The 17,080-nt window shown below is 66.8% G+C and carries 16 protein-coding genes; 10 read left to right on the forward strand and 6 right to left on the reverse strand.

The genetic code is table 11. The features are described from left to right. The 8 genes from IM660_RS00105 (at position 1) to IM660_RS00140 (ending at position 10,090) form a co-directional block, all read left to right on the forward strand. Positions 1-1,230 carry an NAD(P)/FAD-dependent oxidoreductase gene (locus IM660_RS00105; RefSeq protein ID WP_193497447.1) on the forward strand — a complete coding sequence of 410 codons (1,230 nt, stop codon included), beginning with the start codon at positions 1-3 and terminating at the stop codon, positions 1,228-1,230. A gap of 215 nt (positions 1,231-1,445) precedes the next feature. Beyond that, on the forward strand, positions 1,446-2,426 hold the full coding sequence (locus tag IM660_RS00110) for a cytochrome P450 (RefSeq protein ID WP_193497448.1): 981 nt from the start codon (positions 1,446-1,448) through the stop codon (positions 2,424-2,426). 160 nt (positions 2,427-2,586) lie between these two features. Then, the gene (locus IM660_RS00115; protein WP_246465053.1) at positions 2,587-3,858 is read left to right on the forward strand and encodes an ABC transporter substrate-binding protein; all 1,272 of its coding nucleotides are present in this window, start codon (positions 2,587-2,589) and stop codon (positions 3,856-3,858) included. After that, a complete protein-coding gene (locus IM660_RS00120; protein WP_425503849.1) occupies positions 3,855-4,772 on the forward strand; it encodes a carbohydrate ABC transporter permease in 918 nt (305 codons plus the stop codon). Before IM660_RS00115 ends, IM660_RS00120 begins: the two co-directional genes overlap by 4 nt. After that, a complete protein-coding gene (locus tag IM660_RS00125) occupies positions 4,769-5,602 on the forward strand; it encodes a carbohydrate ABC transporter permease (RefSeq protein WP_425503850.1) in 834 nt (277 codons plus the stop codon). Before IM660_RS00120 ends, IM660_RS00125 begins: the two co-directional genes overlap by 4 nt. A gap of 21 nt (positions 5,603-5,623) precedes the next feature. Beyond that, positions 5,624-8,224 carry an alpha-L-rhamnosidase gene (locus tag IM660_RS00130; RefSeq protein ID WP_193497450.1) on the forward strand — a complete coding sequence of 867 codons (2,601 nt, stop codon included), beginning with the start codon at positions 5,624-5,626 and terminating at the stop codon, positions 8,222-8,224. A 79-nt stretch (positions 8,225-8,303) separates the two neighbouring features. Continuing rightward, entirely contained in the window at positions 8,304-8,873 is a 570-nt protein-coding gene (locus IM660_RS00135) for a dihydrofolate reductase family protein (RefSeq protein WP_193497451.1), read from the forward strand. Between the two features lie 173 nt (positions 8,874-9,046). Continuing rightward, positions 9,047-10,090 carry an NAD(P)-dependent alcohol dehydrogenase gene (locus IM660_RS00140; RefSeq protein ID WP_193497452.1) on the forward strand — a complete coding sequence of 348 codons (1,044 nt, stop codon included), beginning with the start codon at positions 9,047-9,049 and terminating at the stop codon, positions 10,088-10,090. A gap of 4 nt (positions 10,091-10,094) precedes the next feature. Here the strand turns inward: IM660_RS00140 and IM660_RS00145 are convergent, their stop codons facing one another. Together IM660_RS00145 and IM660_RS00150 are read right to left on the reverse strand one after the other, a co-directional pair. Then, on the reverse strand, positions 10,095-10,283 hold the full coding sequence (locus IM660_RS00145; protein ID WP_159618833.1) for a helix-turn-helix transcriptional regulator: 189 nt from the start codon (positions 10,281-10,283) through the stop codon (positions 10,095-10,097). Between the two features lie 3 nt (positions 10,284-10,286). Beyond that, positions 10,287-10,766, reverse strand: a complete 480-nt coding sequence (locus IM660_RS00150; RefSeq protein WP_193497453.1) for a hypothetical protein — start codon at positions 10,764-10,766, stop codon at positions 10,287-10,289. Between the two features lie 211 nt (positions 10,767-10,977). Between IM660_RS00150 and IM660_RS00155 the strand changes: the two genes are divergently transcribed. Then, on the forward strand, positions 10,978-11,262 hold the full coding sequence (locus IM660_RS00155; RefSeq protein ID WP_193497454.1) for a DUF2277 domain-containing protein: 285 nt from the start codon (positions 10,978-10,980) through the stop codon (positions 11,260-11,262). Positions 11,263-11,345: 83 nt separating this feature from the next. After that, complete coding sequence (locus tag IM660_RS00160) at positions 11,346-12,206, forward strand: aldo/keto reductase (RefSeq protein WP_193497455.1); 861 nt, start codon at positions 11,346-11,348, stop codon at positions 12,204-12,206. Positions 12,207-12,252: 46 nt separating this feature from the next. Here IM660_RS00160 and iolD read toward each other — a convergent pair whose 3' ends face one another. The 4 genes from iolD to iolC are packed head-to-tail and all read right to left on the reverse strand — an operon-like array spanning position 12,253 to position 16,990. Then, on the reverse strand, positions 12,253-14,175 hold the full coding sequence (gene iolD / locus IM660_RS00165; protein ID WP_193497456.1) for a 3D-(3,5/4)-trihydroxycyclohexane-1,2-dione acylhydrolase (decyclizing): 1,923 nt from the start codon (positions 14,173-14,175) through the stop codon (positions 12,253-12,255). Then, on the reverse strand, positions 14,175-15,068 hold the full coding sequence (iolB, locus tag IM660_RS00170) for a 5-deoxy-glucuronate isomerase (RefSeq protein WP_193497457.1): 894 nt from the start codon (positions 15,066-15,068) through the stop codon (positions 14,175-14,177). Before iolB ends, iolD begins: the two co-directional genes overlap by 1 nt. A 36-nt stretch (positions 15,069-15,104) precedes the next feature. Next, positions 15,105-16,007, reverse strand: coding sequence for a Cgl0159 family (beta/alpha)8-fold protein (locus tag IM660_RS00175; protein ID WP_193497458.1), 903 nt, complete (start codon positions 16,005-16,007; stop codon positions 15,105-15,107). Next, the gene (iolC, locus tag IM660_RS00180) at positions 16,004-16,990 is read right to left on the reverse strand and encodes a 5-dehydro-2-deoxygluconokinase (protein ID WP_193497459.1); all 987 of its coding nucleotides are present in this window, start codon (positions 16,988-16,990) and stop codon (positions 16,004-16,006) included. The genes IM660_RS00175 and iolC overlap by 4 nt, the downstream gene beginning before the upstream one ends. Positions 16,991-17,080: the final 90 nt, after the last annotated feature.

Here is a 17,080-nt window from a genome sequence, read left to right on the forward strand (position 1 = left end):
ATGCAACTCACCAAGAGTGGAACCGGCACGCCGCACATCGTGATCGTCGGAGCGTCCCTGTCCGGCCTTACGACAGCAGAAGCTCTCCGCGAGCGTGGAGAAACGGCGCCGATCACCCTCATCGGCGCCGAACAGCACCTGCCCTACAACAGGCCGGCCTTGTCCAAGCAGGTGCTGCTCGGCACGTGGACCCCTGAACAGACGGCCATCACCGATCGGGCTCGGCTCGACGCGCTTGACGTGCAGTTCCTGCCAGGAGTGCGCGCCGAGTCGCTCGATCTTGCATCGCGCACCGTCAGCCTTGATGGACGCGACGTCCCTTACAGCACGCTCATCGTGGCGACCGGTGCTCGTCCGCGGAAGCTGCCTCAGGTGCCAAGCGCGCACACCGTGCGCACACTGGACGACGCCGTCGCCCTCCGGGCAGCCTTCGATCGACAGTCGCGAGTGGTCATCGTGGGAGCAGGAGTGCTCGGATGTGAGATTGCTGCCGCGGCTCGCTCGCAGGGCCTCGAGGTCACACTGCTCGGACGCGGTGACGCGGTACGTCTTGGCGCAGTCGGGAACCTGCTGGAGCACCGGGTCGACAGACTTCTCGGTGAGCACGGCGTCGACCTCAGGCTCTCCCGCGAGGTGCTTGGCGCCTATGAGGGATCCGACCACACCACGCTGTACCTTGCAGACGGTGAGCTACGCGCCGATCTGGTCGTGGGAGCTATCGGCTGCGAACCTGAGGTGGAGTGGTTGCACGGAAGTGGTCTCGCTCTCGATGACGGCATCCTCTGTGACCCAACAGGATGCGCGGCACCAGGGGTATTCGCTGTCGGTGACGTAGCACGGTGGATCGATGCGGCCACGGGTGTGCCCGTCCGGGTCGAACACCAGCTCAGGGGTATCGAACATGCCCGCACCGTTGCTGAGCAGATCGTCACCGGCACATCGAGTCCGGTAGGGCACCCGTTCTACTGGACGGAACTGTTCGGAACCCGAATTCAGGTGCTCGGCACGTTCCCTGGCGACGTCGAGCTACGGCTCGAGGCCGGGGACATGAACGGAGACCGGTTCGTGGCGGTCGCCTACGTCGGTGACACAGCGACGGGTGTCGTCGGATGGAACATGGCGCGTGCTTTTCGGACCGCACGTCGGAGGCTGCCGGACCCTCTCACATGCCCGCCCGCCCAGGACATCACCTCGATACCCGACCTCGTCGGTTCCGGGAAAGGACTGTGATGAGCTCGTCCGCTCGATGCCCCATGCATGACGTACGAACGCTACCCGATGACGGCACCCCGTTGCGCCCATCCCGAACGTTGACGGACTGGCGGGACGAGGCTGGCGCCACACCCCTTCGATACGCTGACGGGCACGATGGCCTGATAGTGACCAGACACGATCTCGCCCAGGCCGTGCTCGCGGACCCGCGATTCAGCCAACAGCCACAGCGCATGCCGCTCGAGACGGGGTCGAGCGCGGAGCCGCCTGATCTCGCAGCACAGCGATCGATGCGTGAGGCGGGCTTGTTGGGGTTGGATGGAGCCGAGCACGCACGACTGCGGCGGGCAATCACCAGCCGGTTCTCGGTGCGTGCGGTACGCGGCATCCGCGACGTTGTAGCCTCCACTGTCAGCGACCAGCTGCAACGGCTACTTGCGGGAGGCTCGCCCGGCAATGTGACCACTGCATACGCCGAACCCATATCTGCTCGGATGCACTGCCACGTGCTCGGCATACCGAACGAGTTCGCGGACACCTTCAGCACGCTGTTCGTCGGAGGCGGAACCACTCAGCAGAAGTTCGACTTCATCCGGGAGGTGATCGACGCCAAGCGCACGCACCCCGGTGAGGACGTTCTCAGTGACCTCGTCCGTGGAGAACTGAGTCAGTCAGAGATCGAAGGGCTGGCATTGGTCCTGATGGCATCTGGCCGCGACTCTGTCGCCTACATGATCACCACCACGACGGTGGCGTTGCTGACGCACCCGGACCAGCGTGCCGTGCTTCGCACTGACCCTGCGCTGATGACGGGGGCGGTTGAGGAGTTCATGCGCTACGGGGCGATGTTCCTGACGCTCTTTCCGCGCACCGCACTCGAAGACGTCGAGCTCGACGGCGTACGGATCAGGGCCGGCCAGTCCGTCTCCGTCTCTTCGGTCGGTGCGAATCGTGATGAGCGAAAATTCGAGGAACCGCACCGATTCGATGTGAAGCGCGACGCCTTCGGCCACCTCGGATTCGGGCATGGGCGCCACGGATGTGTGGGTCAGCAGTTGGCGCGCGTGGAGATTGCCGAAGCAATCAGCCAACTCTTTGCCACCGTACCTGATTTGCGTCTCGTTGAGGCGGAACAGATGTCCCCACAGCCCTTCGCAAATCCTGTGGGTACGTACGAGGCGGGCGACGTGATCGTCGCCTGGGGTGGAGTGTAGTCGCAGAAGGCGCGACCGCAGAAATATCGACCGGGTAACCACTGTGGCGCGCCCGGAGGAACGAGAAGAGTCCATCAAGTGGGGCGATAAGCGCGTCCCACATCGTCCTTTGCAAGGAGGCAAGGAAATGAACACAACTCCCTTTCGACGCAGAACTGGCATGGTCGCGGCTACCGCCGCCGCTGCCCTCGTTCTAGCCGCATGCTCTGGCGGTGGTAGTACTGACGGAACCGTCGAGATCACGTTTCTCACGAGTGCCGGTGACCTGAGCACCGCCACCGGGGAGGCATTGATCGAGGCTTTCGAGGCCGAGAACCCCGACATTGTGGTCAACCTGGACACCAAGCCCGACGGCACTGACGGTGACAATCTCGTCAAGACACGCTTGTCTACTGGAGAGATGGCGGACGTCTTCATGTATAACTCTGGATCGTTGTTCCAAGCGCTGAATCCGGAGCAGAATCTCGTAGAGATGAGCGACTTTGCGTTCGCGGACTCGCTCACGGACGATTTTGTCTCCGTCGTCAGTACGGAGAATGGCCTGTATGGCGGTGCATACGGGGCGTCACTGGCGGGAGGGATCGCCTATAACGGTGCGATCTACGATGAACTCGGCCTGGAGGTCCCGGAGTCGTGGGACGACTTCATGGCGAACAATGAGGAGATCGCTGCGGCGGGCTATGACCCGATCATCCAGACCTATGGGGACACGTGGACCGCTCAACTCTTCGTGCTCGCTGACTTCGCGAACGTCAACGCCGCGGACCCTGAGTGGGCGCAGGGGTATACGGCGCACGAGAAGTTCTACGCGGAACAGCCTGCGCTGGCTGGCTTCGTGCACCACCAGGAGGCCTATGAGGCTGGGTATTTCAACGAGAACTATCCCTCGGCCACATACGAGGACGGGGCGCGGATGCTCGCCGAGGGCACGGGTGTGCACTACCCGATTCTGACCGGCGTGATGGACACCATTCGAGCCAACCATCCGGATGCTGTCAGTGATATTCGATTCATGGCACTGCCTGCCGATGACCCGGCGAACACCTCGGCCACGATCTGGCAACCGAGCGGCGTCTACATCCCGCAGACCACTGAGGGTGAAGAGCGTGAGGCAGCTCAGGCGTTCGTGGAGTTCGTGAATAGTACTGAGGCCTGTGAGATCTTCACCGCGCAGGGGGCGCCGACCGGTCCGTATGTGAACGGTTGCGAGCTTCCCGCTGATGTGGATCCGTTGGTTGCGGATGTGCAGGCGTACTTTGATTCTGGGAGGACCGCTCCAGCGTTGGAGTTCCTCTCCCCGATCAAGGGCCCGAACCTCTCCCAGATCACGGTTGAGGTGGGCTCCGGTATCCGGGGCGCTGAGGAAGCCGCGGCGAACTATGACCGTGATGTGGAGAACCAGGCTCAGCAGCTAGGCCTCGAGGGCTGGTGACCGCTGAGGCCACCGAGGTGCGGGCCGGCAGGGTTCGTCAGGTCCGCACCTTGGGCACTGTTCGCCATGCGTATCCGCTCTGGTTCTACCTGCCCGCGGCGGTGTTGTTCCTGGTGTTCTTCGCGATCCCGACGTTTGCGTCGTTCTACTTCAGCCTGACCCGCTGGACGTTATTCGATCAGGAGTTCATCGGGTTGGAGAACTACGTCCAATTCTTCCGTGAGCCGCAGTTGTATCAGAGCTTCATCAACACGTTGATCTACGGGTTCGTCACCTCGGGGTTGAAGGTGGTCATCGGTCTGGCGTTGGGAGTGCTGCTCACCTCGGCGCTGGTGGGGCGCAACTATCTGCGGTCAGTGATCTTCTTCCCGGTGCTGGTCTCCACGATCGGTGTGGGGATCATGTTCAAGGCGCTGCTGGACCCTTTCGATGGTGTGGTCAACGGGGCCTTGGAGACTCTCGGGATCACAGGTCCGGGATGGCTGACGGATCCGAGTCTGGCGTTGTTGACGATCGCTGGGATCGATGTGTGGAAGGGCCTGGGGATCGCCTGCCTGATCTATATCGCCGGCCTGGTGGCGATCCCGACCGAGTACTACGAGGCCGCCCGGGTCGATGGGGCGAGTAGGTGGGCAGTGTTCACATCGATCACGTTGCCGCTGGTCAAACCAGCGACCGGCACGGTGCTCATCTTGTCCTTGATCGGTGGGCTGCGTTCGTTCGACCTGATCTGGGCGACCACCGGTGGCGGGCCGGGGTTCAGCTCGGACGTGATCGGGTCGGTGATCTACAAGCAGTACCAGGCCGGGTTCTATGGCTTGTCCACCGCCGGCAACGTGGTTCTGTTCCTCGTGGTGACCGCGATCATGGTCCCGATCTCACTGATGCTGAACAAGCGGGAGGTCGAGCAGTGAAACGCGACCGCACCATGCGCTGGGTGATTGGAATCGCTGCCATCGCCGTCTCGATCGTCGTGTTCATCCTGCCGTTCATCTTCATCCTTCTTCAGGCCGCGAAGACGCGCCGCGGGGCAGCCGAGCTGTCGTTCAGCTGGCCGACGGAGTGGGTGTTCGTCGACAACCTGATCGAGGTCATCACCCAACGCGACTTCATCGTTGCTCGCGCCTTCGTGAACTCCGTGGTCTTGACGGTGGCGAGTGTGACGGTGCTGGTGGTGATCGCCGCGATGGTGGGCTTCGTCATGCAGCGCCGGGCCTCCCCGGTGCGAACGGTGGCGAACTTCTTCGTCCTGGCTGGTCTGATCGTGCCGCCGGCAGTGGTGCCGACGGTGTGGGTGCTGCAGACGGTGGGCCTGTTCGGCACGCTGCCGGGGTTGATCTTGATCGAGATCACGTTCGGTCTGGCGTTCTCGATCCTGTTGTTCCGGGCGTTCGTGTCCACGATCCCGCGGTCGTTGGATGAGGCGGCGATCATTGATGGAGCGAGCTCATTCCGCTTGTTCTTCTCGGTGATCATCCCATTGATGAGGCCCATCGCGATCACGGTGATCGTCGTGCAGTCCGTCGCGATCTTCAACGACTTCGCCAACCCGCTGTACTTCCTGCCCGGGGACGACAATGCGACCGTCCAGCTGACGCTCTACAACTTCCAGAGTCGCTCGTCGAACCAGTGGAACCTGCTCTTCATGGACATTCTGCTGATCACCATCCCACCGCTGATCATGTACATCTTCTTCAACCGCCAGATCGTTGCCGGAATGACCTCCGGCGCCGTCAAAGGCTGACCAGTTCCGGAAGGAATCCTTGTGAGTATCCAGATCCGACGTGTCCGTGTTGAACGCCGTACCGATGGCGCCCTCGCGGATAGCCCGACCCCGCGTATCAGCTGGGAAGTGACTTCCGACGCCACCGATTGGCACCAGCGCAGCGCAGAATTGCGGCTGGACGGCGAGCAGGTAGCAGCGATGACGTCTGCCGACTCGATCTTCGTGGAGTGGCCGTTCGAGCCGCTGGTTCCGCATGCCCGGCACACGCTCGAGGTACGGGTGACCGGCATTGACGGCGTCACGTCGCCATGGAGCGCGCCTGTGGCCATGCGCAGCGCGTTTCTCGACGACGGCGAGTGGCAGGCCGCATTCGTGGCTCTCGCCGAGCCAAGAGGCGAAGCGTGCCCGGGACAAGTTCGCACCGACTTCGCGGTGACGGGGTCCCTGCGCTCAGCCACCCTGTACGCCACCGCCTGCGGTGCCTATCAGGCGAGCATCAACTCCCGCGATGTGGACGACGCCGTACTCAAGCCTGGGTGGACGGTCTACCAGGAACGGCTGGTGCACGAGGCCACCGATGTGACGGATCTGGTGCGCGAGGGGACGAACACCATCGGAATCCGCTTCGCTGGCGCCTGGTGGACGGAGGAGTACGGCTTTGACGGGAACACACGCCGTTTCTATGGAGACCAGCCGCGTGTTGCGGCGCAGCTGCACCTGGTCTTCGAGGACGGGGCGACCCAGGTCATTGGTACCGACGGGAGCTGGCGCGGTGCCGCCGTCGGGCCGGTCACGGCCAGCTCGATCTACCACGGTGAGCATGTGGATGCCCGGCGCACGCTGCCCGGCTGGGACGCACCCGAGTTTGACGACTCAGGTTGGCCGGAAGTTGCCGTTGTGCCGGACGTCTCCGTAGTGCCGGAGCCGGACGTAGCCGAACCGGTGCGGCGCACGGGCGAGCTTGTTGTGGCCGAGGTGATCACGACGCCGTCGGGCAAGACCGTGCTCGATTTCGGGCAGAACCTCGTCGGACGCCTCCGGGTGCGGGTGAGTGGGCCTGCCGGGCACACCATCACCCTCCGACATGCGGAGGTCCTCGAACACGACGAGCTGGGCACACGCCCATTGCGTGCTGCCGCGGCCACCGACACGTTCACGTGCTCCGGCGCCGAGGATGTGTTCGAACCCGAGTTCACTTTCCACGGGTTCCGGTACGCCGAGATCGAGAACTGGCCGGGCGGGCTTGACCCTCGGGATCTGACGGCCATTGTGGTGGGTAGCGACATGCGCCGCACGGGCTGGTTCGAGTCCTCGCACGAGTTGGTGAACCAGCTGCACGAGAACGTGGTCTGGGGGATGCGGGGCAACTTTCTTTCGCTGCCCACCGACTGTCCGCAGCGCGACGAACGTCTCGGCTGGACCGGCGACATTCAAGTGTTCTCCCCGACGGCAGCCACCCTGTTCGATTCGGACGGCTTCCTGACCTCATGGTTGCGGGACGTGGCGATCGAGCAGGCGAGGAGCGGCGGGGTCTGCCCGTTCGTGGTACCCAACGTGCTCGATGAGCCGAAGGCCGCCGCGGCGTGGGGCGATGCGGCCACGGTGGTGCCGATGGTGCTGTTCGAGCGCTTCGGCGACCTGGCCGCACTCGAGGAGCAGTACCCCTCCATGAAAGCTTGGGTGGACGTACTGGTCGGCCTTGCCGGAGACCGACTGCTCTGGGAGGGGGACTTCCAGTTCGGCGACTGGCTCGACCCGGCCGCACCGCCCGACCGGGCTGATGGGGGTCTGACGGACAAGGACATCGTGGCCAGCGCGCACGTGGTTCGCTCGGCCGCGCTGTTGACCGAGGCAGCCACGATCCTCGGTCATGCCGAGGACGCGGCCCACTATGGCGATTACGCCGAGCGGGCCCGGCAGGCGTGGGTGCGCGAGTACGTCACCGGGTCTGGTCGGATTGCCTCCGACTCCCAGACTGCCTACGCGATGGCCGTCTCCTACGGCCTCGTCGACTCCGAGACCACCCAGGAGATGGGGGACCGGCTCGCCGAGATCGTCCGCCGGGACGGGTATGTGATCGGCACCGGCTTCGTCGGCACACCGATCATCGCCGACGCGCTGTGCTCGACTGGGTACTCGGACGTCGCGGGCCGATTGTTGCTGCAGACCGGAGTGCCGTCCTGGCTGTACGCCGTCACGATGGGTGCCACCACAATCTGGGAACGATGGGACTCCATGCTCCCGGACGGCACCATCAACCCCGGAGAGATGACCTCCTTCAACCATTACGCCTTCGGAGCGATCGCGGACTGGCTGCACCGCGGCCTGGCCGGACTCACGTCGACCGGCCCTGGGTACCGGAGAATCAGGATCGCACCGACTCCGATCGACGGTCTCGAGCACGCCTCGGTACGGCAGGAAACCCCGTACGGACTCGCCGAGTCCGGCTGGGCCGAAACCGGCGAGGGCACCCTGCGAGTGCACGCCACCATCCCCGCCAATACGACGGCGCAGGTCACCCTCCCCGGGCGTGAGACGTTCGACGTGGGTTCGGGCATACATGAATGGACCGTCGACGATCCACGTGGGCGATCGTCAGTGGACCGCCATGACGACCTGTCGGCGGGTGTGGCCGGGTAGCGGAGATGCTCGGCCAGTGACCTGTCACGCGGGTAGTCGCGCAGAGCACATGTCAGTGCCCGGTCGTACCGTGCCATCTATGGGACGCATTCTGTATGACACGGCAACGACGCTGAACGGCTGGATCGCCGACGAGAACAACTCGCTGAGCTGGTTGTTCGAGGTGGACGGCGGTGATCATCCTGATGAGGGGCTGTTTCCCTCCGGTGCGAGCGTGCTCGTCGAGGGGTCGACGACGTACGAGTGGTTGCTCGCTCAGGAGGACGTGCTCGCTCACCCGGAGAAGTGGCAGGAGTTCCACGGCGATCGGCCGACGTTCGTCTTCACCAGCCGTGACCTGCCCGTGCCCGAGGGGGCGGATGTCCGCTTCGTCTCCGGCTCGGTAGCCGAGGTACTGCCGTCGATCCGGGAGGCAGCGGGAGACGGCGATATCTGGGTGGTCGGCGGTGGTGACCTGGCCGGCCAGTTCCTCGACATCGGTGCGCTCGACGAGATTGCGCTGTCGGTGGCACCGGTGGCGTTGACCGGCGGGGCGCCCGTGCTGCCCCGGCGGATCGAGTCCGATCGGCTGCGGCTCGTCTCGGCGACGGCGTTCGGCCAGTTCGCGCGCCTCGTGTACAGGGTGGAGAGTGCCTCCTCGAAGGACTGAGGCGAGCCCAGCCGCCGATGCTCGCGCTCGGACTCGGCAGGGGTTTCGCGTCGACAGGACAACCTGCACTCTGTGAGTGAGACTGGTCATGTCGGGGGTCAGAGCACGCATCGGGCTTCGATCCGTGTCAGCACTCACGAGCTTCAGTACCCACGAGATGCCGGAGGATCACGGTGAAGGCGCTGCAGTATGTCGAGGTCGGTCGTCCCCCCGAGCTGCGGGAGGTGCCCATCCCGGAACCTGGACCGGGTGAGGTTCGGGTCAAGGTCACTGCTGCCGGTGCGTGTCACTCCGATTCGTTCGTGATGGGGCTGTCGGCGGAGCAGTTCGCCCAGTTCGGCTACCCCCTCCCGATGACCCTGGGCCATGAAGGTGTGGGTGTGGTGGACAAGCGCGGCGAGGGGGTCGATGCCGTACAGGAGGGTGACGCAGTCGCGATCTACGGCCCGCAGGGCTGCGGCCGGTGCTACGAGTGCGCGCAGGGGAAGGAGAACTACTGTCCGCGCGCCGCGGAGCTCGGCATCACCCCACCCGGTCTCGGATCCGATGGCTCGATGGCCGAGTATGTGCTGGTCCGCAATCAGCGCCACCTCACCCCGCTCGGCGATCTGGACCCCGTGCGCAACGTCGCCCTCACCGATGCCGGCCTCACTCCGTACCACGCCATCAAGACGTCGCTCCCGAAGCTTGTCCCTGGCACGGTCGCGGTCGTGATCGGGGCAGGCGGCCTGGGTCACGTCGCCATCCAGATCCTGCGGGAGATCACTCCGGCGACGGTGATCGCCCTCGACGTGAGCGAGGACAAGCTCGCTCTCGCCCGGGATGTCGGTGCCCACCACGCGTTCGCGTCGGACGAGGAGGCAGCAGGCAAGATCCGTGACGCCGTCGGCGGGGCGAAGGTGGCAGCCGTCTTCGATTTCGTCGCGATCCAGCCCACGGTGGACTTGGGACTGTCGCTGCTGGGTACCGAGTCCGACCTGGTGCTGGTGGGGGTCGGTGCCACGAAGGCCGATATCGGGATGCTCGCGCGTCCATATGACTCGACCATCCGCTCCCCCTACTGGGGTAGCCGCTCCGAGCTGATCGAGGTGCTGGAGCTCGCCCGTGCCGGGCGCGTCTCAGTGGAGGTGGAGACCTTCTCGCTCGACGAGGCACCGGAGGCGTATCGCCGCCTGCACGAGGGCACACTGCGGGGACGGGCCGTCGTGGTGCCGTGAGGGATCACGGGCTGAACAGATCCTCGATGCGGCATCCGAACACCTCGGCGAGCCGGAAGGCGAGGGGCAGCGAGGGGTCGAACCGGCCCTTCTCGATCGAGATCACGGTCTGGCGGGAGACGCCGAGCTGCTCGGCCAGGAACTGCTGAGACCAGCCCCTTTCCTGACGGCGGACCATCAGTGAGTTCTGCATGCCTCACCCGGCCCGGCGAGCCAGGACGTACCGGATCGCAACGTCGGCGGCGATGAGCCCTGCGAGAGCCATCAGGGCCGTGACCGCGGTGACCTCCCAGCCGGTCAGGCTCAATACGGCGGCACCGACACCGATGACCACCACCACGTCATAGAGCGTGTGCTGGGTGGCCTTATCCCACCAGATGTTCTCGACCGTCTCCTCCGGACGGTCGACGGCGCCTCGGATCGTGGAGCGGTCGACCACCACGATCCACGCCAGGGCCAAGGCGGGGCCGGTAAAGCAGAGCAGGCCGATCCCGAGAGCGAGCCGGCGCTGCTCGGCGTCGAAGCCGATGAGACTGAACGCGATCGACAGAATCACGGTGAGCACGATCCCGAGCGGGGCGGCGTGCCACCAGGCTGCCGGGCGGGTGCGACCCCACTGTGACCGTCCCCAGCGCAGGCGCTCGCGTGCGGCGGTGCCGTCTGCATCGTGTGTCATGAGTTCCTCCGTCCTGTTAAGGACACTTAACACGTCCGATCGACGTTGTGTCAAACATGCTTGACACTCGCGCCGTGGAATCGCATACCTGCCGGCCCAGGCTGGGTGCTATCGCTGGTATTCGGCGCACCCGCTCGCTGAGCGTGCGTCGAGTGTGATGAACCCCTGCCGGCCCCTGGCGCCGGGCGGCCCGGCGTGCCAGCCTGGTGATATGTGCCGCAACATCCGGACCCTCCACAACTTCGAACCGCACGCCACGTCGGAGGAGGTGCACGCCGCCGCGCTGCAATATGTGCGCAAGGTGAGTGGGATGAACAAGCCCTCCGCCGCGAACCAGGCCATTTTCGACCAGGCTGTCGCCGACATCGCCCACACCACGGAGCATCTACTCGCGGACCTGGTCACCCAAGCCCCGCCGAAGGACCGGGAGGTCGAGGCCGCGAAGGCCAAGGCGCGGGCGGCCAAGCGCTACGGGACACAAGCAGCCAGCGCCTGAAACCTGAACCGCGCGGTCACCGAACCCGTGCGGCACCGTCCACGCCCGGTAGACGTGGAAGCAGTATCTCGAAGAGGAGAATCGTGCACGAACGCAAGATCGGCAACCGACTCGTCTCCGCCATCGGACTCGGAGCCATGCCCATGTCGATCGAGGGCCGGCCCGAACCCGAGCGCGCCATCGCGACGATCAATGCCGCGCTCGACGCCGGCATCACCCTGATCGACACCGCCAACTCCTATCACCGCGACGCCGGTGAGGAGGGGCACAACGAGGAGCTCGTCGCCCGTGCCCTGCGTGCCCGTGGCGTCAGTGACGACGAGGTGCTGGTGGCCACGAAGGGCGGCACCCAGCGCCCAGGCGACGGATCGTGGACCAAGAACGGACGCCCCGAACGGCTCAAGCAGGCCGCGAAGGACTCGGCCCGGCGGCTCGGCGTGGAGGCGATCGGGCTGTACCAGTTCCACCGCCCCGACCCCGAGGTCCCGTTCGCCGAATCAATGGGCGCGATCGCCGAACTCCTCGACGAGGGCGTGATCCAGATGGCCGGCGTCTCCAACACCGACGTCGCCCAGATCAACGAGGCCAACGACGTGCTGGACGGACGCCTGGTGAGCGTGCAGAACCAGTTCTCACCACGGTTCCGCTCCAGTCACGACGAACTGGAGCACTGTGCACGGCTCGGCATCGCATTCCTGCCCTGGAGCCCGCTCGGTGGCATCGCCAAGGCGGCCGAGCTCGGCAGCCAGCACCGTGCATTCGCCGACGTGGCCGGCGAGCTCGGAGTGAGCGTCTACCAGGTCACGCTCGCATGGGAGCTGGCGCTGGCCGACGTGGTCATCCCGATCCCGGGCGCGTCGCGGCCCGAGAGCATCGTCGATTCCGCTGGGGCGGCCGAGGTGCGACTCTCCGAGGAGCAGATGGCGCGCCTCTCCGCGAGCTGAGGGACCTGGGCGGGGCAGTACGGCAAACGATCCGCTGACGGCGGCCCTACAGGTAGTGCCGCTGCCTCGCCCGGAGCCGGGCGTACTCCTCGTAGGCCCGCTGCGTGCTCTCCAGCCGCGCCACTTCGGCGACCGGCACGTCCCAACCGTTCGTGGCCGGTGGGTTCGGACCGACCGGGTCGGTCTCGATCACGATCACGGTGGCGTCCGGTGCAGCGGCCGCCTGCTGGTAGGCCTCCCGGAAATCATCGACCGAGGAGGCGGTGACGGTCCGCACGCCGAAGCTCGCCGCATTCGCGGCCAGGTCCACGCCCACGTACTCACCGGCCAGCTGCCCGGAGTCGTCCCGCATCCGGTAGGCGGTGCCGAAGCGCTGCGAGCCCACCGACTCCGAGAGCGCCCCGATCGAGGCGAAGCCGTGGTTCTGCAGCACCACCACGATCACCTTCAGCCCCTCGGCCACGATCGTCGCCAGCTCGGTGGGCATCATCTGGTACGTGCCGTCGCCGACGATCGCGACCACCTGCCGCTCACTCTCGGGGCGGGCGAGCCGCACCCCGATCGCTGCCGGGATCTCGTACCCCATGCAGGAGTAGCCGTACTCCACGTGGTACTGGTCCGGGCCTGCCGCACGCCACAGCGCCTGCAGGTCACCGGGCATCGAACCGGCGGCGTTGATCACCACGTCCTCGGCGCCCATCAGCTCGTTCAGGGCTCCGAACACCTCCACCTGCGCGGGGAGCTGACGCTCAGGTGAGGCGGCGGGCCGGGTGAGCTCCGCCGTCGTGCGTGCCCATTCCTGGGTGAGCTTGTGCGCCTCAGCGGCGTACTCCTCGCTCACCCGGTGCCCTGACAGCGCGCCGGTCAGGGCCGTCAGTCCCTCGCGCGCGTCGGCCACGAGCATCTCGGCGCTGTGCTTGGCGGCGTCGAAGCTCGCCACGTTCAGGTTCACGAAGCGCACGCCCTCGCGCGCGAAGGCAGTGTGGGAGGCCGTCGTGAAGTCCGAGTAGCGCGTGCCCACACCGATCACCACGTCCGCCTCGGCCGCCAACGCATTGGCCGCCGCCGACCCCGTGGAACCGACGCCTCCGACGGCGCACGGGTGGTCCGCCGGGATCGCCCCCTTGCCTGCCTGGGTGTCCGCCACCGGGATACCGGTCGCGTCGGCGAAGTCGATCAACGCCTGGCTGGCCTCGGAGTACTTCACCCCACCGCCGGCCACCAGCAGCGGGCGCTGGGCGGACCGGATCGCGGCCACGGCGCGCTCCAGGGCCGCCGGCTCCGGCACCGGCCGCCCCACATGCCAGGTGCGCTCGCGGAACAGTCCGACCGGGAAATCATGCGCCTCGGCCTGCACGTCCTGCGGGAGGCACAGCGTGACCGCACCAGTCTCGGCCGGGTCGGTGAGCACGCGCATCGCCTGCGGGAGCGAGGCGATCAGCTGCTCGGGCCGGGTGATGCGGTCCCAGAAGCGCGAGACCGGCCGGAACGCGTCATTCACGCTCACCTCGGGCGATCCCGGGTCCTCGAGCTGCTGCAGCACCGGATCGGGCCGGCGGGTGGCGAAGATGTCCGAGGGCAGCAGCAGGACCGGCACCCGGTTGATCGTCGCCAGTGCGGCGCCGGTGACCATATTCGTCGATCCTGGACCGATCGAGGCCGTGCACGCGTAGGTCTGCAGCCGGCTGCGCGCGCGGGAGAACCCGACGGCGGAGTGCACCATCGCCTGCTCGTTGCGTACCAGGTAATACGGCAACGACTCCTCGCCGTCCGCAGGATCCAGGGCGTTCTGCAGCAGCGCCTGACCCACGCCGGCCACATTCCCGTGCCCGAAGATCCCGAAGGCGCCGGGGATCAACCGCTGACGCACGCCGTCGCGCTCGGTGTACTGCACCGAGAGGAAGCGCACCAGCGCCTGCGCGACGGTGAGTCGCACGGTCGCCTGTGAGTGCTGCGGGGCCTCGGTCATCACTGCTCCTTCGCCAGCGGCAGCCGGGCGTCGAACTCCTGGTCGTCCCACGTCTCGCGCACCCAGGTGTAGTGCGGGTCGTCGGTCATTTTCCAGGTGCCGTCACGCTCGGGGCCGGCCATCACGTTCAGGTAGTACATGTCGCATCCCGGCGGCACCATGCACGGCCCGTGGTAGCCGTGCGGCACCAGCACCGTGTCTCCCGAGCGCACCTCGGCGAGCAGCTCCATCGGTCGCTCGGCGGTGCCGTGCTGACGGTGATAGCCGACGCCGTCACCGGTCTGCGCACCCGGGGCGTGGGAGCGGAACCGGAAGTGGTAGATCTCCTCGAGGACCCGCTCGTCATCGGTGTGCACGTCGTGCTTGTGCGGCGGGTAGGAGGACCAGTTGCCGCCGGGGGTGATCACTTCCACCACCAGCAACCGGTCCGTACGTACGGCGTTGCCGAGGGCGTAGTTGCGCACCTCCCGGGAGGCGATCCCGGAGCCGCGCAGCTCCAGCCGTACCTCCTCGGTGGAGTGGTAGGAGCTGGTGAGCTGCTCCTCGGCGCGCGCCGTGGCCAGGGCGAGCCGGCCGCCGTCGTGATCTGCGGTGGCTGTGATCTGCGCGTGAGCGCCACGGCCGAGGTAGGCGTAGTCCGTCAGGGCGCTGAACTCATCCGGTCGCCCGTGCAGGTGGAAGGTCTGCCCCTCCACAGCGATCTCGAAGCTGCCCGCCAGCGGCAGCGCGATCGCCTCGTCCTCACCGAGACTCACCTCCACCGTGGCGCCGGCGGAGATCTCCAGCATCTTCAGCCCGGAGTAGTCCCAGCCGGCCCGTTCCGGGGTGATCTCCAGCCCGAACGGCCCGTTCGGGGCACTGCCCGCGCGTACCAGCAGGTCGGCATCAGTCATCGCCACATCCTCCTCGAGTTGTCCACACCAGTGTGCTCACAGCAGCCCGACGGCGGCATCCACCGCCGCAGCCACGTCACCGTCCGGCGGGTACAGCAGGCTCCGTCCGACCACCAGGCCCATCACGTTCGGGCAGGCGAGTGTGGCCTCCCAGGTGGCGAGTGCGGCGTCGGGATCGTCGGAGACCTCGCCGCCGAGGATCAGGCTCGGCAGGGTCGTCGCGGCCATCACCCGCTCCGGCTCGGGAACGGCCGGCAGCTTCAGCCAGGTGTGGGCCGACGTGCGGCCCAGGCCCGCGGCCACGGCGATCGAACGGATCACCGCATCCGGGGAGAGGTCATTGCGCAGCCGGCCGTGCTCGGTGTAACTCCAGAACGGCTCCACCATCGCGGTCAGTTCGCGTTCGGCCAGGTCGTTGACGGCCTCGGCGCAGGCGGCGATCGTGTGCATGGTGCCGGCATTGTCCGGGGCGATGCGCAGCAGCATCTTCCCGCCGTCCAGCCCGGCGGCCGCGACCCCGGAGGCGTCATAGCCGGTGAAACGGTCGTCGGCCTCGAACACCGCTCCCGGGAGACCGCCGCGGTTCATCGAGCCGAACACCAGCTTGCCCTCGAGGGCGCCGAGCAGGGTGAGGTCCTCGATCAGATCGGCGGTGCCGAGAAACCCGTCCACGCCGGGGCGGGCCAGGGCCTCCAGGCAGCGCCCGAGCAGATCGGTGCGGTCGGCCATGGCCATCGCGTCCGGGCCGGCACCGAGTGAGCCGCGAGCCGGGTGATCGGCCGCGATGATCATCAGCTGTTCCCCGGCGGCGGGGCGCTGACCCGGGGTGCGGGCCGCGAGCGAGGCGGCGATGCGGCCCGGGTGATGGGCGCGGATCTGCGGTAGATCGGCGATGGCAGGCCGCGGGGTGATCGTGGCGCCTGGGCTCCCCCCGCTCATCGGCCGGCCTTCGCGTTGACCTCGGTGACCGGGGTCCCCGCCAGTACTGCCTCGAGTTCGGCGAGCGTGGGCATCGCGGTGGAGCACTCCAGGCGGGAGGCGACGATCGCACCCGCGGCGCTCGCGGCCTCGATCAGCTTCTGCAGCGGCCAGTCGTTGACCAGTCCATGCACCAGGGCGCCACCGAAGGCGTCGCCGGCGCCCAGTCCGTTCACCACGTCGATCTCGGTCGGAGGGACGACCACCCGCTCGGTGGCGGTCTTGGCGAGGGTTCCCGCCGGTCCCTGCTTGACGATCGCCAGGCGGACGCCGGCGGCGAGCAGCGCATCGGCGGCCGCCTCCGGCTCGGTCTCACCGATAGCCACCTCGCACTCTTCGCGGTTGCCCACGGCCACCGTGGCGTGGGCGAGCGCCTGCTGCATCTGCGCGGTCGCCTCGGCCGGTTCCGGCCAGAACATCGGGCGGTAGTCCAGGTCGAGCACCGTGTGGCGACCGCTGCCGTGGCTGCTGCGGTGCGCGAGGGCAGTGTGGTGCGCCTCCCGGCTCGGCGATGTGCAGAACCCGGTACCGGAGACCCAGAACAGGTCGGCCGCGGCGATCTGCTCCAGCGGCATGTGCTCGGGCCGCAGCTGCAGGTCCGGTGCGCTGGGCCGGCGGTAGAAGTACAGCGGGAAGTCGTCCGGTGGGAAGATCTCGCAGAACGTGATCGGGGTGGGCAGGTCGGGGTCGGTGACCACGAACTGATCGTCGACCCCGAGCCGGCGCATCTCGGCACGCACGTAGCGTCCGAACGGATCGTTGCCCACGCCGGTGAGCACTGCCGCCGGGCTCCCCATCCGGGTGGCAGCCACGGCCACATTCGTGGGGCTGCCGCCCAGGAACTTCCCGAACGTCTCTACCTGCTCCAGACCAACGCCGGTCTGGAGCGGATAGAGGTCGACGCCGGAGCGCCCCATCGTGATGACGTTCACCGCGTGCCTCATCCCTTTCGCGCGGACGTGTTCGACCGATCTGGTCCCGATTGTGCCGTACTACGTCCGGTTTCGACAAGCGATTGTCCTAACAAATGCATC

The organism is Ruania alkalisoli, from assembly GCF_014960965.1.
Lineage (GTDB): Bacteria > Actinomycetota > Actinomycetes > Actinomycetales > Beutenbergiaceae > Ruania > Ruania alkalisoli.

Bases quoted from the DNA above. Each gene is read 5' to 3' on its own strand.
- IM660_RS00105 (WP_193497447.1), top strand. From the start codon at position 1: ATGCAACTCACCAAGAGTGGAACCGGCACGCCGCACATCGTGATCGTC.
- IM660_RS00110 (WP_193497448.1), top strand. From the start codon at position 1,446: ATGCCGCTCGAGACGGGGTCGAGCGCGGAGCCGCCTGATCTCGCAGCA.
- IM660_RS00115 (WP_246465053.1), top strand. From the start codon at position 2,587: ATGGTCGCGGCTACCGCCGCCGCTGCCCTCGTTCTAGCCGCATGCTCT.
- IM660_RS00135 (WP_193497451.1), top strand. From the start codon at position 8,304: ATGGGACGCATTCTGTATGACACGGCAACGACGCTGAACGGCTGGATC.
- IM660_RS00145 (WP_159618833.1), bottom strand. From the start codon at position 10,283: ATGCAGAACTCACTGATGGTCCGCCGTCAGGAAAGGGGCTGGTCTCAG.
- IM660_RS00150 (WP_193497453.1), bottom strand. From the start codon at position 10,766: ATGACACACGATGCAGACGGCACCGCCGCACGCGAGCGCCTGCGCTGG.
- IM660_RS00155 (WP_193497454.1), top strand. From the start codon at position 10,978: ATGTGCCGCAACATCCGGACCCTCCACAACTTCGAACCGCACGCCACG.
- iolD (WP_193497456.1), bottom strand. From the start codon at position 14,175: ATGACCGAGGCCCCGCAGCACTCACAGGCGACCGTGCGACTCACCGTC.
- iolB (WP_193497457.1), bottom strand. From the start codon at position 15,068: ATGACTGATGCCGACCTGCTGGTACGCGCGGGCAGTGCCCCGAACGGG.
- IM660_RS00175 (WP_193497458.1), bottom strand. From the start codon at position 16,007: ATGAGCGGGGGGAGCCCAGGCGCCACGATCACCCCGCGGCCTGCCATC.
- iolC (WP_193497459.1), bottom strand. From the start codon at position 16,990: ATGAGGCACGCGGTGAACGTCATCACGATGGGGCGCTCCGGCGTCGAC.